Raw genomic sequence first — 15064 nt, forward strand, 5'->3', positions numbered from 1 at the left:
TCAAAGGCCGGACATATGGACGCAAGCGATCGAAAACGACGCAAAACAACCGTTGCAGGCAGGGCGCCGTCCACATATGGATCCTGGCCCGTGAAACTCAAGCGTCTCAGCGACATACGCCGCAAGGAGCTGCGGCAAGCCGCCTTTGCCGTGCTTCAGCGCGAAGGCATAGCTGGCGCGACCATAGAAAAAGTGGCGGCACAGGCCGGTGCGTCGAAGGGCATCGTGCTGCACTATTTCAACAGCAAGCGGGAGCTGTTCGAGCATGCCATGCGCGAATCGAACCTGGTGCTGCGGCATGCGGTGGTCGAGCGGCTGAGACAGGCGCGCACGCCAATGCAACGGATAGAGGCCATCATCGAAGGCAATTTCGAGCCGCATCTCTTCCAGCCGTCCCTCTGCCACGCTTGGCTTTCGCTTTGCGCGGAGGTGCCGCGCGACGAAAAGCTTGCCCGCATCCAGAAGGTGATCCATGCGCGCATGCGCTCCAACCTGCTATCTGGCCTGCGCGGTCTGGCGCCGGCACGCGATGCTGACGAGATCGCTTTCGGCGTCACCGCCCTGATCGACGGGCTGTGGTTGCGGCTTGGCCTGCAGCCAGGCAGCGTCACGCGTGAACAGGCCATTCATCAGGTCAAGGATTTCGTCGCTACGCGGCTGGCTGTTCGGCGCGGTGCAGCCGCTGCCGAATAGACAGGCGCATCAGCCGAAAGTTCATATTGTAGGATAGGCCGGCGGCTTGACCACAATTGGCAACGGCGCTGTTCTGCTTATCAGACAAGACGGCAATGCGCGGGAGTGTTGGATGAGACTAGGCGGCAAACGGGCACTGGTCACCGGCGGCTCGGACGGGATCGGGCTGGCAATCGCCGAGGCTTTCTTGCGCGAAGGCGCGGACGTGCTGATCGTCGGCCGCGACGGCAAAAAACTCGACGCCGCCCGCAAGCAGCTCGGGGATAATGTCGACACGCTGTCGGCCGACCTGTCGGCCAGCGCCGGCATCGATGCCGTGGTCGAGCATGCCAGGCGCGGCCCACCTGTCGATATCCTCGTCAACAATGCCGGCGTAGCGTTCCTTGTGCCGTTCGAGACCGTCAGCGAGGACCAGTTCCAGCAGTCATTCGCGCTCAACGTCACGGCGGTATTCTTTCTCACCCAACGGCTGTTGCCGCATCTCGCGCCGGGTGCGGCTTCGGTGATCAACATCTCGTCCTATTTCGCGCACAAGATGATCCCGAAGCGGCCGTCCAGCCTCTATTCGCTGTCGAAGGGCGCGCTCAATTCGCTGACCAAGTCGCTCGCCTTCGAGCTCGGGCCGCGCGGCATAAGGGTCAACGCGATCGCGCCCGGCACGGTCGACACAGCGATGCGGCGCAGGTCGATCGAAAACCTGCCTGAGGCCGCGCAAGCCGAGCTCAAGGCCTATGTCGAGCGCAGCTATCCGCTCGGCCGCATCGGCCGGACCAGCGACCTTGCCGGCATCGCGGTCTATCTCGCCAGCGACGAAGCGGCATGGACCAGCGGCGGAATCTTCGCCGTGGATGGAGGATACACGGCGGGGTAAGGTTGTTGCGATCTCCCCCCTCGAGGGGGAGATGGCCGGCAGGCCAGAGGGGGTCGTCTCGCGTGGAACACCAGCCTGTTCCGTCCGCTATGGGAGTTGCGTCAAGACCTACCGCCCCCCTCTGTCGCCTTCGGCGACATCTCCCCCTCAAGTGGGGAGATTGCCAGCACCTTCAACCGATTTGCATTCCCGTCACCCGCAATCTCCGCTTGAAGGCATTTGTGCAACGCGATACGCCGTTTGCAAATTGCAAACCGGAGAGACTTCGTGAGCGCGCCAGAGACCAGAACCGAAACCGACACGTTCGGTCCCATCGAGGTCGCCGCCGACCGCTATTGGGGCGCGCAGGCGCAGCGTTCGCTGGCCAATTTCAAGATCGGCTGGGAGAAACAGCCGGCCTCGATCGTGCGGGCGCTGGGCATCGTCAAGCGGGCGGCAGCGGAGGCCAATATGGAGCTGAAGCGGCTCGATCCGGCGATCGGCAAGGCCATTATCGAGGCCTCGCAGGAGGTCATCGACGGCAAGCTGAACGAGCATTTCCCGCTGGTCGTCTGGCAGACCGGCTCAGGCACCCAGTCCAACATGAACGCCAATGAGGTGATTTCCAACCGGGCGATCGAGCTTTTGGGCGGCGTCATGGGATCGAAGAAGCCGGTGCATCCCAACGACCACGTCAACATGAGCCAGTCGTCGAACGACACCTATCCGACGGCCATGCACATCGCCTGCGCCGAGCGCATCACTCACGACCTGCTGCCGGCGCTAAGACATTTGCATAAGGCACTCGAGGCCAAGACCAGGGCTTTCGCCCACATCGTCAAGATCGGCCGCACCCACACCCAGGACGCGACGCCGCTGACGCTTGGCCAGGAATTCTCCGGCTACGCGGCGCAGGTCGCCTCGTCGGTCAAGCGCATCGAAATGACCCTGCCCGGCCTGCAGGAGCTGGCGCAGGGCGGCACCGCGGTCGGCACCGGCCTCAATGCGCCGGTCGGTTTTGCCGAAAAGGTGGCGGCGCGCATCGCCGCGATCACCGGCATCGATTTCGTCACCGCGCCGAACAAGTTCGAGGCGCTGGCCGCGCATGATTCCATGGTCTTCTCGCACGGCGCCATCAATGCCTGCGCGGCGGCGCTGTTCAAGATCGCCAACGACATCCGCCTGCTCGGCTCCGGCCCGCGTTCGGGCCTCGGCGAATTGTCGCTGCCGGAAAACGAACCGGGCTCCTCGATCATGCCGGGCAAGGTCAATCCGACCCAATGCGAGGCGATGACGCAGGTTTGCGTGCAGGTGTTCGGCAACAATGCGGCGATCAGCTTCGCCGGCAGCCAGGGCCATTTCGAGCTCAACGTATACAATCCGCTGATGGCCTATTGTTTCCTGCAATCGGTACAGCTGCTGGCCGACGCTTCCGTGTCGTTCACCGACAATTGCGTCGTCGGCATCGAGGCCCGCGAAGACAACATCAAGGCAGCACTCGACCGTTCGCTGATGCTGGTGACGGCGCTTGCGCCGACGATCGGCTACGACAACGCCGCCAAGATCGCCAAGGCGGCGCACAAGAACGGCACCACGCTGCGCCAGGAAGCGCTGGCCACCGGGCTGGTCAGCGAAGCCGATTATGAGCGGCTGGTGCGGCCGGAGGACATGACGCATCCAGGCTAGGGCGTTGATATGCCTGGATCTCAACACCCATGTTGATCGCGAAAACGTTACCTTGGTGAACAATCCGTAACCAATCTGGCATCTTTGGTGAACAGTCGGCCTGCGCTAACTAGACGGGTATCCCAAGCCGTTTGGCCAAATCCTTCTGGAGAGTTACGCATGTCCACCAACACGTCCGCCAATACTTCGTTTGCCGGTTCCGGCACCGCCGCCGGCGCCTCGGGCACGATCCTGCTCGGCCGCATCCTGCTTTCGGTCATCTTCCTGCTTTCGGGTTTCGGCAAGCTGACGGCGATTGCCGGCACCGCCGGCTATTTCGGCAGCCTTGGCCTGCCGCTGCCGATGGTGACCGCCATTGTCGTCGGCCTTATCGAACTGCTTGGCGGCCTGGCCATCCTCGTCGGCTTCCAGACCCGGATCGTCGGCTGGGTAATGGCGATTTTCACCGTCGCCACCGCCCTGGTCGCCCACACCGGCTGGGCCGATCAGATGCAGATGATCAATTTCATGAAGAACCTCGGCATTGCCGGCGGCTTCCTCGTGCTCGCCTCCTCGGGCCCAGGCGCGTATTCGATCGACGCCAAGCGCGGCTGAAGCAGTCCAGCATTTCCTGAACAAAAGGGGCGCGGAATTTTCCGCGCCCCTTTTTCGTTGTCGTTTGTGCCTGTCGGTCCGCTGACCGGAATTCTGCTAGGATCGGGCTCTTGGCCACCCGGCCGACAACGGAGGTTACCATGCCCCGCAATGCGCTGCTTTTGCTTTCCCGACTGCTGTTCGCCGCACTGTTCGTGCCGTCCGGCTTCCACGCGCTGACCGACATTGCCGGCACGACCGGCTATTTCGCCGGCCTTGGCCTGCCGCTGCCGACGCTGGCTGCCTGGGGCACCGGGCTGTTCGAACTGATCGCCGGGCTGCTCATCCTCGTCGGCTTCAAGACGCCGATCGTGGCGCTGCTGCTCGCCGCCTTTTGCGTCGCGACAGCGTTCATCGGCCACTATGGCCAGGGCGGCGGCGATCCGACGCTGACCTTCATGCATTCGCAGATGCTGATGAAGGACATCGCGATATCAGGCGGTTTTCTGGCGCTGGCGATGGCTGGCGCGGGTGCATGGTCGGCCGACGGCCGGATGGCTGCGGTGGGATCCAGAGGAATTGCTTCAGTCTAGATCCAGCTTTCTCGACCGTCCAATTGTCGAAGTCGGCGCTGCCCCTCATCGCCCTGCCGGGCACTTCTCCCCGTATAGTGACGGGGAGAAGGAAGCTGGCCGAGATCTCGGCACCGTTACTGCAACGCTGGAGGTGAGCGAAATCCTTTGCGAAGGTGCCCTTCTCCCCGTCACTATACGGGGAGAAGATGCCGGCAGGCAGATGAGGGGCGGCGCAGACCTGAAGCGATTGCCTGGCTGAGACACTACTTCACCGACATGCTAGGCCCGCCCTCGACCGCCAGCACCAGCCGGCGATTGGTGACCCTTGCCAGTTGTGCCAGCCGGCCGGCGGGCCGCTCGCCGTAAAGATCGGCCAGTGCTGCCGGCAGCACCAGCGCCAGCACGCCATTGCCGCGGTTTTCCCATTTCAGCCGCGGCATGACGCCGGGCATTGCCGCGCTCAGCAAATAGACGACGCGCAGCAACGCCGCCAAGACGCGGGCGCGCTCGAGATAGCGCGGCGTCGCCAGTCCGCGGATTTCCGGCGCGGCTTCATTGAACACGCCCTCGTGGCGAAACAGGCTGACAAGCGCCAGGAAGGCGCGGCCGGGATGGTCGACGCCGATGAACGAGGCGTGGGCGATGATGTTGAGCGATTGCTTGCCGCGATATTCGGGATGGGCACGCCAGCCGATATCGGCGAGCAGGCAGGCGGCGTGGCGGTAGCGCGCCTCGTCCCTGGTTTCGTCGATGCCGAAGGCAGAGAAGGCCTTGCCGGTCCACTCGACAAGCTCATGCGCGTGGTCGACCGAGCGCGAGCGCAGGCGGGCAAGCTCTTCCGCCGCCGAGATCAGCGGATCGGCCTTCTGCTCGGCCTCGTCGAGCAGCGAGTAGAGAAAGCCCTCGCGCACGCCCAGCGCCGAGACGATGATCTTCGACGGCTGCATCGCCGCCATGATCCCCTGCAGCACGATGGCGCCATAGGGCAGCAGCGAGCGGCGGTTCTTGGAGATGCCCTCGATGCCTTTGATCTTGTCGATCTCGGCTTTGGCGACCTGCCGGAGGAAGTTCGCGGCGCTTTCGATGCCGATCTCGTAATGGTGCATGACGCCGAGCGGGTAGTTGGTCATTTCCATGTGCAGCCGGGCGAGGTTTCGCCAGGTGCCGCCGACCGTGTAGAACGCCCTGCCCTGCCCGCCCTTCAGCAATTTCGCCCGCGCCAGTTGCTCGCGCGTGATCCTTGCCGCCTGGGTCAGCGAGTTCTTCGCCATGTCCTGCAGGCGCAAGCCGCCCAACGGCAGCGTGATGCCGTCACCGATCGTCTCACCGTCAATATCGATCAGCTCGAGGCTGCCGCCGCCAAGGTCGCCGGCAATGCCGTTGGCCGGATGGAAACCGGAAATGACGCCGAGCGCCGAATAATGGGCTTCCTCGCGGCCGCTCAGCACCTGGATCTCGGTCTTGAGCACATCCTCGGCGCGGTGGATGAAGTCGGGGCCGTTGACGGCCTCGCGAGCGGCGGCGGTCGCCAGCACATATATGCGCTCGGCGCCGGCCTGGTCGGAGAGCGCGCGGAAGCGGCGGAACTCTTCCATCGAGCGCGTCACCGCCTCGGGATCGAGCTTTCCGGTCGAAACGATGCCGCGGCCGAGGCCGGCCAGCATCTTTTCGTTGAACAGCAAGGTCGGCGAGCGCGCCAGTCCTTCATAGATGACAAGACGGATCGAGTTCGATCCGATATCGATGATGGACAGCGGTCGGCGGTCCTGAAGCCGGCCCTGGGACGCTGAAATCATCAGCCCGTCGCTGCGTTCTGTTTCTTGCGGCGCTTGAACTGCGCGATGCGCTTGGGCGCATGCGACTTCAACGCATCGCCCCGTCCGGACAGGCTCGGATTGGTCATGAAATATTCCTGCGCGTTGAACGGTTCCTCGCCCTCCTCCAGCACAACGCGCCGGGAGGTTCCGTCAGCCAATACGTCGAAACTTTGCTGGTTGTCCATGATGTTGCCGAGCATGATCTGGCCGAGCACCTGCTCATGCACAGTTGGATTGGTGATCGGCACCATGGTCTCGACGCGGCGGTCGAGATTGCGCGGCATCAGATCGGCCGAGGAGATATAGACGATCGCCCCGTCCGAGGGCAGGCCGTGGCCGTTGCCGAAGCAATAGATGCGGCTGTGCTCGAGGAAACGGCCGACGATCGACTTCACCCTAATGTTCTCCGATAGGCCGGGCACCTGCGGTCTCAGGCAGCAGATGCCGCGCACGACGAGATCGATCTCGACGCCGGCGCGGCTGGCATCGTAGAGCGCATCGATGACGATCGGGTCGACCAAGGCGTTCATCTTCATCCAGATGCGGGCCGGCCTGCCCTCCAGCGCGTGGCTGATCTCATCCGAAATGTGCTGGAGGATGCGGTCGCGCAGCGTAAACGGCGAGATGGCCAGCCGCATCTGCTCGGCCGGCTCGGCATAGCCGGTGATGAAGTTGAACAGCTGGGCGACATCGCGCGCGATCGTCGGATCGGTGGTGAAGAAGGACAGGTCGGTGTAGATGCGTGCCGTGACCGGGTGGTAGTTGCCGGTGCCCAGATGCACGTAATTGCGCAGCCTGCCATCCTCGCGGCGCACCACCAGCGACATCTTCGCATGGGTCTTCAGTTCGAGAAAGCCGAAGACGACCTGAACGCCGGCGCGCTCGAGGTCGCGCGCCCAGCGGATGTTGGCTTCCTCGTCGAAACGCGCCTTGAGCTCGACCAGCGCGGTCACCGACTTGCCGGCCTCGGCGGCGTCGACCAGAGCGCGTACGATCGGGCTGTCGTTGGAGGTGCGGTAGAGCGTCTGCTTGATCGCCACCACTTCCGGGTCGGCCATTGCCTGGCGCAGGAACTGCACCACCACGTCGAAAGATTCGTAAGGATGGTGGACGATGATGTCCTTCTCGCGGATCGCGGCAAAACAATCGCCGCCATGCTCGCGGATGCGCTCGGGAAAGCGGGGATTGTAGGGGGTGAATTTCAGATCGTCGCGGGCGACGGCGACGATCTCCGAGATCTGGCTGAGCGCCAGCGGACCGGTGAGCACGCTGATGCGGCTTGCCGAGACGCCGAGCTCGCCGGCGACGAAATCGCGCAATTCGGCCGGCATCAGCCGGTCGAACTCGATGCGGATGACCGAGCCGCGGCGTCGGCGCTTCAGCGCCGTCTCGAACAGCCGCACCAGATCCTCTGATTCTTCCTCGACCTCGATATCGCTGTCGCGGATGATGCGGAACGTGCCGGAGCCCTTGACCTCATAGCCGGGGAACAGCTTGCCGATATAGAGACTGACCGCCTCTTCGAGTGGAATGAAGCGGACATGATGCTTGCGATCCGGCAAACGGATGAAGCGCCTCAGCGCCACCGGCAGGCGCAGAAGCGCGCTCATTTCCTCGCCGTTCTTGCGATGGCGCAATTGCAGCGCCATCGAGAAACCGAGATTGGGAATGAACGGAAACGGATGCGCCGGGTCGATCGACAGCGGCGTCAGGACCGGAAATACCTGCTCCTGGAAATGGTCCTCGAGCCAGGTCTTCTCGTCCTTGGTCAGCGCATCGCGGGTGATGCTTTCGATGCCTTGTTTGTCGAGCAGCAGCATCAGCGCCGAAAGGCTGTTCTGCTGGTCCTCCTGCAGGCGCTCGACCTCGCGCAGCAATTGTTCGAGCTGCTGCTCGGGAGTGCGCCCATCCGGGCTCTTCAGCACGATGCCTTCGCGCACCTGGCCGGCAAGACCAGCGACGCGGACCATGAAGAACTCGTCGAGGTTGGCGGCCGATATCGACAGGAAGCGAACGCGCTCGAGCAGCGGGTGATTGGCGTTCAGCGATTCCTCGAGCACGCGCCGGTTGAATTGCAGCCAGGAAAACTCGCGATTGACGAAGCGATCGGGATTGCCGCCTTCGCGGCTCGCCGCCTCGACGGTGATGAATTCGTTCTGCACCGGCTTCAGTTCGTTCATGGTTCCCGCTCTTCCCACACCGTTCGACGAGCACAGCCTTAACCGGCTTAACTTATCCTCTGACAGGCTTTTGCGACAGTTTCATTTCATCGATCTTGCAAAGAGACGGGTTATGATCCAGATGCAATCGACGAGATCAGGAGACGACGATGGCAGGCGGTTCCATTCCCCATTTCCAGAACGATGCGGGCTACCCGGCAATCGACATCGGCGTCAAGGAATTCATGTGCACCGGCGCCAATCCGCCTTTCGACCATCCGCATGTATTTCTCGACATGGGCGACGACAATGAAAAGGTCTGCCCCTATTGCTCGACGCTCTATCGCTATTCGCCGACACTGAAGGCATTGGAAACGCAGCCGCCGGGCTGCCTCTATATCGACCAGGCCGCCTGATTCTTCCGCGACAAGCCTGATGCAGGAAACGCAGTCCCGGCAGGTGGTCATCGCCGGGGCGGGCGTCGCCGGGCTGACCGCGGCACTGGCCTTCGCCGAGCGCGGCTATCGGGTAAAACTGTTCGAACAGGCGCAGCACCTCGAGGCTGCCGGCGCCGGTATCCAGCTTTCGCCCAACGCGACGCGCATCCTACGGCAGCTCGGCGTACTCGATCGGCTGCTGGCGACGGCGGTGCGGCCGGAGGCAGTCGTGCTCAAGGATGCCGCCACGCTGCGCAAGCTGGCGCGCGTACCGCTTGGCCAGGCGGCCGACACGCGCTGGGGAGCGCCCTATCTCGTTGCCCACCGCGCGGATCTGCAGTCAGCGCTGATGCAGCGAGTTTCGGAGCAGCCCGGTATCGATCTGATCGCCGGCGCGCGGGTGACCGACATCGCAGCCGGATCGAAAGGTGTTACCGTCACTGCATCGGCTGATGGCGACACGGTCGAGGCTGGCTGTCTTTTGATCGGCGCCGATGGCGTCTGGTCGTCGGTGCGAGAAACGCTTGCCCGCAACGCAGCCGATTTCCGGAGAAGCCGGTTTTCGGGCGAGCTTGCCTGGCGCGCCACGGTGGCCGCCGACAGCCCCGCCGGACAAACCTTAGCAGCGATCGGTGCGCCCGATTGCGTTACTGCATTCCTCTATCCCGGCTTCCATATGGTCGCCTATCCGGTCAGCCGTGGCACTGCCTTCAACCTCGCTGCCTTCACCAAGGGCGAGCGCATCGCCGAAGGCTGGTCGGGGTATGCCGACCCCGCCAGCCTCGCCAGCGCCATGCGTGGTACCGCGCCGGCGCTGGTCCGCCTGGCGAACGAGGCGGCGCCGTGGACGGCATGGCCGATCCACATAGTCGAGCAGCGGCGGTGGACGACGCCGCAAGGCATCGCGCTGATCGGCGATGCGGCGCACGCGATGACGCCGTTTGCCGCACAGGGCGCGGCGATGGCGATCGAGGACGCGGCGACGCTTGCCGGCTTCGTTGCGGCCTCCACAGCCGATCTTGAGGGGGCGCTTGCCGCCTGGGAACAGGCGCGGCGGCCGCGCGTCGCCCAGGTCGCCCGCCGCGGCGCCGTCAATCGCCTCGCCTGGCATGCGGCTGGGCCGGTGGCGATGGCCCGCAACCTGTTCCTGGCGATGCGCTCGCCCGAAAAACTCGCCGCCGATCTCGACTGGCTCTACGGCTGGCGGGCGTAGGACGTTCGGCGGTCCTAAGTCGCCCGGTCAATTGTAAAGCCGCATCGACAGGCCGAGCGATGCCGGCAGCGGGTTCCACCAGCCGGTGCGCAGCCCGGCGGTGCGCAGTGCCGCCGCCGCCCAGGTGTTGCAGCCGACCAGCGCGTTGAAACGGCCATTGCCTTCGAAGAAACGATCGAAACGGGAATACGCCGCATTCTCGATCGGCATGGCCCCGCTCGGTCCCTGCCGGAAGCTTCCCGCAATGTAATCGAGCAGCGCCGTAAACCGCTCCTCGCCGATGTCGAAGCCGGTGACGTCGGGATGCGGCTCGGCGATTTCGCCTGAAATGTCGACATGCATCACCGAGGCATCGACGGTCAGCGCCTTCATCACCGGCACTGCCTTCAGTTCCGACCAGGTCGGCGTCTCGAGATAGAAGGCGCGGCCGCCCCAGCCGAAGACTATGTAGCGGACCTCCGCCACGTCTGCTGGAATGCCGGCATCGACCAGGAAATGGAAGCGCCGGCGCACATCGTCGTCGACCGGGATGGCGATGTCGGTATGGATCGGATTTTTCAGCACCAGGATGCGGTGGCTTGAGCCGATCGGATCGGCAACTGCCGCCGGCCAGAGCGGGCGCGGCAGCAGTGTGCCCAATGCCACCGCAAGGACTGCTGCAACGACCAGCAGGCCAAGAAAACGGGCAAGCTTCTTCATGGGAAAGGCATAGAACAAGCAATGCTCAAGGTGAAGCCCCTCCGAAAGTTGCACAGCTGACTTAGAGCTTGACGCGTATCCTCCCCGGGAGGATACGCTGAGGCATGTCAGATCACCTCCACGCCTCGCATCCTTCCATCATAAAGCGCCTGAAGCGCGCGCAGGGCCACCTTGCGGCGGTGTTGGCGATGATCGAGGCGCATCGCCCTTGCGTTGACCTGGCGCAGCAGCTTCATGCCGTCGAAAGGGCCATCAGCAGCGCCAAGTGCGAGCTGATCAACGATCACATCGAGCATTGCCTGACCGACAGCGTCGAAACCGGCGGCAACTCGCTGGCGGAACTCAAGCAGCTGGCGAAGTATCTATGAATGCCATCGTAGCCCGCATTCTGGACTGGCTCGGGTTCGGCTCGCACGCCGCACATCATCACGGCGATCACGGTCCGCACGGTCACAGCCATGGCGTCATCGACGCGACAATTGCCACCACCGACCGGGGCATCTGGGCAATCAAATGGTCGTTCGTGATCCTGGCCATCACCGCGGCATTGCAGATGGTCGTGGTTGCGTTGTCGGGGAGCGTGGCATTGCTGGCCGACACGATCCATAACATCGGCGACGCGACCACGGCGATCCCGCTCTGGATTGCGTTCGTTCTGGCGCGGCGCAAGCCGTCGCGGATCTTCACGTATGGCTTGGGCCGGGTCGAGGATCTGGCCGGCATCATCATCGTGCTCATCATCCTGTTCAGCGCTGTAGTCGCCGCCTACCAAGCCATCGACAGGCTGATCAATCCACAAGTGGTGACACACCTGGGCTGGCTAACGGCGGCGGGCATTGTCGGCTTCCTCGGCAACGAGGCGGTTGCCGTGTTCCGTATCCGCGTCGGTCGCGAAATCAACAGCGCGGCACTGATTGCCGACGGCTACCACGCCCGCACAGATGGACTTACCAGCCTTGCCGTGGTCATCGGAGCCATCGGCGTTTGGTTCGGCTTTTCCTTGGCCGATCCGATCGTCGGCCTGCTGATCACGATTGCGATCTTCGGTATCGTCTGGCAATCGGCCCGCTCGGTGCTGACCCGCATGCTGGATGGAATCGAACCCGGTGTGATGGACGAAATCCGACATGCCGCCGAGCATGTTCCGGGCGCGCGCATTGTCGATGCCAAGGCGCGCTGGATCGGTCATAGATTGCACGCCGACATCGCAATTGCCGCGGACGAAACCCTGCCGCTGTCGGCGGCGAACAAGATCGCCGCAGCGCTGAAGGACGAACTATCCCAGCATATGCCGGCCCTGGCTGAGGCGAATGTGCGGTTTTCAACGGAACGTGGAGAGAACGGCCATCCTCACGAGCACACGCATGACCACGGCCACATGCACTGACGCTCGCCGATTTTCTGCTAGTCTCGCCCGATGTTCCAGACGCTCGTCGAATTTCAGCGCACGATCTATCTGACGCTCGGCGAACAGATCAAGCTGCTTGCGGCCGGAGGCAATTGGCTGGCGTTCATGGCCTTCCTGCCGATGGGCGTCCTGTTCGGGGCTGCCCATGCGCTGACGCCGGGGCACAGCAAGGCCGTCCTGGCGACTTATCTTGCCGGTTCGGATGCGAAGGTCTCGCGTGGTCTGCTCGTATCTATCACGCTATCGTTCACGCATGTGACGATTGCCGTTCTGATTGCGGCTCTCTCGCTGCCACTGGTCTCAATAGCATTGGGCAGCGTCGGCCGCGCTCCGCTTCTGGAGCATATCAGTCGCGGGCTGCTCGGCCTCATTGGCGTCTGGATGCTCTGGCGCGCTTTGAGCCACAGCCATCACCACAGGCACGAGGGCGAGGCTGTCGGCGTCATGGCAGGCCTGATCCCATGTCCGCTTACGCTTTTCGCGATGACTTTCGCGATGTCCAGGGGTGTTCCGGCAGCGGGCGTCCTGTTTGCCATCACCATGATGGTCGGCGTGGCGCTGACGCTGTCCTGCGTCGCCGTGTTGTCGATCGTGTTTCGGGAACGGCTTGTACAGTTTTTCGCGCGCCAGCCACGGCTGTTCGAAACCATCTCCCGGGCCATCGAGGGCGCCGCCGGTCTCGCCCTTGCCGGCGTCGCTGTCTGGCAGATCACCTCAGCTTGAGAGAAAATTTGGCCCCAGCCACTGCATGGCGTCCGGGCCGGTGCAGCGGATGGAACGCGCCAAGGCGACGCCGGTCATGTCACATCGATCACGACCATCAGTCCGCCGCCGCCCTTCTCCTCGACATTGTTGTTCGTGGTGTGATGCGGGATGTGGCAATGGATCAGCCATTTGCCCGGACGCTGCGCCTTCCAGATCACGTCGTAGCGCTGACCCGGCCCGACGTTGATCGTGTCGGCAAGGAAACGACCCGAAGCGGGGACCGTCTCGCCGTCGCGGGCAACGACCTCGAACGGTCCGCCATGGATATGCATCGGATGGATGAAGCCGTTGTTGGTGCCGATGAACCGCACCTTGAGCGTCTCGCCGACCTTCATCGGGATCGTCTCGGTCGAGGGATAGGCCTTGCCGTTGATGGTGAAGAAATTCGGCATGCCGCCATCCATCGGCATCGACGGGTAGGTCAGCCCTTCCCGCACCAGCCATTCCTGAAGCTCGATGACGTAATCATGGTCGGCCGCGACCTCGTCGGCGGGATTGGCGGGATCGATGATCAGCGCACCGTAGAGGCCGAGCGCCTGGGTCCGGTCCGGCTTGGCATGGGGGTGATAGAAATAGGTTCCGTGCTGGGTCGCGGTGAATTCGTATGAATAGGATTGCCCGGGCTCGATCGGCGGCTGCGTGATCTCGGCCGGCCCATCCATCTGGTTCGGCAGGATCAAGCCATGCCAATGCACCGTCGTTTCCTCAGGCAGGCCGTTGGTGACGTTGATCCTGACCCGATCGCCCTGGCGAATATGAATTCGCGGACCGGGAATCTGGCCGTTATAGGCATAGGCGTCGACCGCGACGTCCGGCAGGATCTGCCAGCGGACCACTGAAGGCCTGAGCTCGAACACCTTGATGCCGTTCTCCATCCGAAACGGCAGTTCCTGGTCGCCCCTTGCCGTCAGGCCATAAGAGGCGGCCACGAGGCGTGGATCGGTAGCCGCCATGTCGCGCATTGTATCGGCTGGCGTGTCGCGATCCATGATCATGCCTCGCGGCATGATCACCCCGCCGACATCGCGTGCCGACAGCGTCAGGTTCAGCCAGTTCGCCGGCGCGACCATGCCGATGGCGAGCGCCAGCAGGGAGACGGCACCCAGGGCAGCGACCTGCGGCGTCGTGGCATCCGTCTCCATGTGATGGCCGCCGCCTTTGCCTTTGTGGGAAACCATATCGTGGTGCTGCCCGCGATGGCCGCTGGCGTCGGCCTGCTGCATTTGTATCTGCGCATGTTGCCTCGTGGCAGGCTGCTCCCGGACATCGATGCCGGCTGCCTGCGCACGCTGCGTCATCAGCCCATGCTTCAGCCCCCGGGCGACCAGCCAGACATTGGCCGGATAGGCAAGCGCAAAACCGGCGATGACGCCGATCGACATCACGCCCCAGAACAGCAGCTCCGTCGGTTCCATCGCGCGCATGTCGCGGCCCATCATCAGGAAACTCATGACCGGCGCCATGCCGGCCATCATGAAGTTCATGGAGATGAACTCGGGCAGGAAGCTCTTGCGTACGTTTTCCCAATAGGTGCCGCCCATCATCGATTTCATGAACAGCGACTGGAAGATGAACAGGCCGAAGGCAAAGCCGGCGAGATATTCGACGATCAGGTCGATCCACATCGGCAGGCCGAGCGCCGCCGTGACGGCGGCGGCAAGAATGATGCCGGTGGCATCGCCGGCGACGCAGTGGATGGTGGAGCCGACGCCCTGCTTCCAGAGCGGCCGGGTGAAGAGTTCATGATCGCCCGGCCGGGGCTCCTTGTCGGCGAGCACGTAGAGCAGCAAGCCGAGCGGACCCATATAGAGGGTGACCAGGATGAAGCCCCATTTCATCACCACCGGCTCGGGATTGTTGCGATATTGGTCGAAGCCGACGTAAAGCGTCGAAGCCAGCGCCAGCGCGAACCAGACGACGAGGAAATAATCGATCGGTTGGATGAGCATCAGGATGAACCCGTGACCTGCCGCCGCACGCGCCCACGCGGCTCGTTATACAACTCCCAATGGCAATGAACGCAGCCGGCGCGCTTATGATCCGTGCCGGCGCTAGTTACCAGGTTGCAACGTGACCACTCGAACGGCCTGAAGCACGCTTGCTATCTTCTCGCGTAGCGCACGGTCAGCGCTCGCCGAATACGCGCGAAGCCAGCAAGACAGAGAGGCGTGATCCGCCGGTCTTGTCCC

The 15064-nt window shown here is 63.4% G+C and carries 14 protein-coding genes; 10 read left to right on the top strand and 4 right to left on the bottom strand.

Annotation, left to right across the window (positions count from 1 at the left end; genetic code table 11):
* The first annotated feature begins 90 nt into the window (after positions 1 to 90).
* From betI to NKH67_RS27875, 5 genes are all read left to right on the top strand, one after another.
* A complete protein-coding gene (gene betI, locus NKH67_RS27855) occupies positions 91 to 693 on the top strand; it encodes a choline-binding transcriptional repressor BetI (protein WP_352501904.1) in 603 nt (200 codons plus the stop codon).
* A gap of 112 nt (positions 694 to 805) precedes the next feature.
* The gene (locus NKH67_RS27860) at positions 806 to 1564 is read left to right on the top strand and encodes an SDR family NAD(P)-dependent oxidoreductase (RefSeq protein ID WP_352472648.1); all 759 of its coding nucleotides are present in this window, start codon (positions 806 to 808) and stop codon (positions 1562 to 1564) included.
* 267 nt (positions 1565 to 1831) lie between these two features.
* Positions 1832 to 3229: a class II fumarate hydratase gene (fumC, locus tag NKH67_RS27865; RefSeq protein ID WP_352501903.1), complete on the top strand. Its 1398-nt coding sequence runs from the start codon at positions 1832 to 1834 to the stop codon at positions 3227 to 3229.
* A gap of 159 nt (positions 3230 to 3388) precedes the next feature.
* Complete coding sequence (locus NKH67_RS27870) at positions 3389 to 3823, top strand: DoxX family protein (RefSeq protein WP_352501902.1); 435 nt, start codon at positions 3389 to 3391, stop codon at positions 3821 to 3823.
* A gap of 140 nt (positions 3824 to 3963) precedes the next feature.
* Positions 3964 to 4395 carry a DoxX family protein gene (locus tag NKH67_RS27875; protein ID WP_352472645.1) on the top strand — a complete coding sequence of 144 codons (432 nt, stop codon included), beginning with the start codon at positions 3964 to 3966 and terminating at the stop codon, positions 4393 to 4395.
* 245 nt (positions 4396 to 4640) lie between these two features.
* Here NKH67_RS27875 and ppx read toward each other — a convergent pair whose 3' ends face one another.
* On the bottom strand, positions 4641 to 6173 hold the full coding sequence (ppx, locus tag NKH67_RS27880) for an exopolyphosphatase (RefSeq protein WP_352501901.1): 1533 nt from the start codon (positions 6171 to 6173) through the stop codon (positions 4641 to 4643).
* Positions 6173 to 8374 (bottom strand): RNA degradosome polyphosphate kinase, encoded by a 2202-nt coding sequence (locus tag NKH67_RS27885; RefSeq protein WP_352501900.1) that lies wholly within the window; start codon positions 8372 to 8374, stop codon positions 6173 to 6175. The genes ppx and NKH67_RS27885 overlap by 1 nt, the downstream gene beginning before the upstream one ends.
* Positions 8375 to 8523: 149 nt before the next feature.
* Between NKH67_RS27885 and NKH67_RS27890 the strand changes: the two genes are divergently transcribed.
* Together NKH67_RS27890 and NKH67_RS27895 are read left to right on the top strand one after the other, a co-directional pair.
* Positions 8524 to 8769, top strand: coding sequence for a zinc-finger domain-containing protein (locus NKH67_RS27890; RefSeq protein ID WP_352501899.1), 246 nt, complete (start codon positions 8524 to 8526; stop codon positions 8767 to 8769).
* Positions 8770 to 8788: 19 nt separating this feature from the next.
* Positions 8789 to 10003, top strand: a complete 1215-nt coding sequence (locus tag NKH67_RS27895) for an FAD-dependent monooxygenase (protein WP_353032240.1) — start codon at positions 8789 to 8791, stop codon at positions 10001 to 10003.
* Between the two features lie 27 nt (positions 10004 to 10030).
* Here NKH67_RS27895 and NKH67_RS27900 read toward each other — a convergent pair whose 3' ends face one another.
* A complete protein-coding gene (locus NKH67_RS27900) occupies positions 10031 to 10702 on the bottom strand; it encodes a TIGR02117 family protein (RefSeq protein ID WP_352501897.1) in 672 nt (223 codons plus the stop codon).
* Positions 10703 to 10806: 104 nt separating this feature from the next.
* Here NKH67_RS27900 and NKH67_RS27905 point away from each other — a divergent pair, with 104 nt between their 5' ends.
* The 3 genes from NKH67_RS27905 to NKH67_RS27915 are packed head-to-tail and all read left to right on the top strand — an operon-like array spanning position 10807 to position 12833.
* Positions 10807 to 11070 carry a metal-sensing transcriptional repressor gene (locus NKH67_RS27905; RefSeq protein WP_352501896.1) on the top strand — a complete coding sequence of 88 codons (264 nt, stop codon included), beginning with the start codon at positions 10807 to 10809 and terminating at the stop codon, positions 11068 to 11070.
* Complete coding sequence (locus NKH67_RS27910; protein ID WP_502893815.1) at positions 11067 to 12089, top strand: cation diffusion facilitator family transporter; 1023 nt, start codon at positions 11067 to 11069, stop codon at positions 12087 to 12089. Before NKH67_RS27905 ends, NKH67_RS27910 begins: the two co-directional genes overlap by 4 nt.
* 30 nt (positions 12090 to 12119) lie before the next feature.
* Positions 12120 to 12833 (top strand): HoxN/HupN/NixA family nickel/cobalt transporter, encoded by a 714-nt coding sequence (locus NKH67_RS27915; RefSeq protein ID WP_352501895.1) that lies wholly within the window; start codon positions 12120 to 12122, stop codon positions 12831 to 12833.
* Positions 12834 to 12907: 74 nt separating this feature from the next.
* Here the strand turns inward: NKH67_RS27915 and NKH67_RS27920 are convergent, their stop codons facing one another.
* Entirely contained in the window at positions 12908 to 14824 is a 1917-nt protein-coding gene (locus NKH67_RS27920; RefSeq protein ID WP_352501894.1) for a multicopper oxidase domain-containing protein, read from the bottom strand.
* Positions 14825 to 15064: the final 240 nt, after the last annotated feature.

Origin of the sequence: Mesorhizobium sp. M0968 (assembly GCF_040319065.1) — a bacterium.
Taxonomy (GTDB): Bacteria; Pseudomonadota; Alphaproteobacteria; order Rhizobiales; family Rhizobiaceae; genus Mesorhizobium.

Bases quoted from the DNA above. Each gene is read 5' to 3' on its own strand.
- NKH67_RS27885 (WP_352501900.1), bottom strand. From the start codon at position 8,374: ATGAACGAACTGAAGCCGGTGCAGAACGAATTCATCACCGTCGAGGCG.
- NKH67_RS27920 (WP_352501894.1), bottom strand. From the start codon at position 14,824: ATGCTCATCCAACCGATCGATTATTTCCTCGTCGTCTGGTTCGCGCTG.
- NKH67_RS27860 (WP_352472648.1), top strand. From the start codon at position 806: ATGAGACTAGGCGGCAAACGGGCACTGGTCACCGGCGGCTCGGACGGG.
- NKH67_RS27910 (WP_502893815.1), top strand. From the start codon at position 11,067: ATGAATGCCATCGTAGCCCGCATTCTGGACTGGCTCGGGTTCGGCTCG.
- NKH67_RS27895 (WP_353032240.1), top strand. From the start codon at position 8,789: ATGCAGGAAACGCAGTCCCGGCAGGTGGTCATCGCCGGGGCGGGCGTC.
- NKH67_RS27870 (WP_352501902.1), top strand. From the start codon at position 3,389: ATGTCCACCAACACGTCCGCCAATACTTCGTTTGCCGGTTCCGGCACC.
- NKH67_RS27900 (WP_352501897.1), bottom strand. From the start codon at position 10,702: ATGAAGAAGCTTGCCCGTTTTCTTGGCCTGCTGGTCGTTGCAGCAGTC.
- ppx (WP_352501901.1), bottom strand. From the start codon at position 6,173: ATGATTTCAGCGTCCCAGGGCCGGCTTCAGGACCGCCGACCGCTGTCC.
- NKH67_RS27905 (WP_352501896.1), top strand. From the start codon at position 10,807: ATGTCAGATCACCTCCACGCCTCGCATCCTTCCATCATAAAGCGCCTG.
- NKH67_RS27915 (WP_352501895.1), top strand. From the start codon at position 12,120: ATGTTCCAGACGCTCGTCGAATTTCAGCGCACGATCTATCTGACGCTC.
- NKH67_RS27890 (WP_352501899.1), top strand. From the start codon at position 8,524: ATGGCAGGCGGTTCCATTCCCCATTTCCAGAACGATGCGGGCTACCCG.
- NKH67_RS27875 (WP_352472645.1), top strand. From the start codon at position 3,964: ATGCCCCGCAATGCGCTGCTTTTGCTTTCCCGACTGCTGTTCGCCGCA.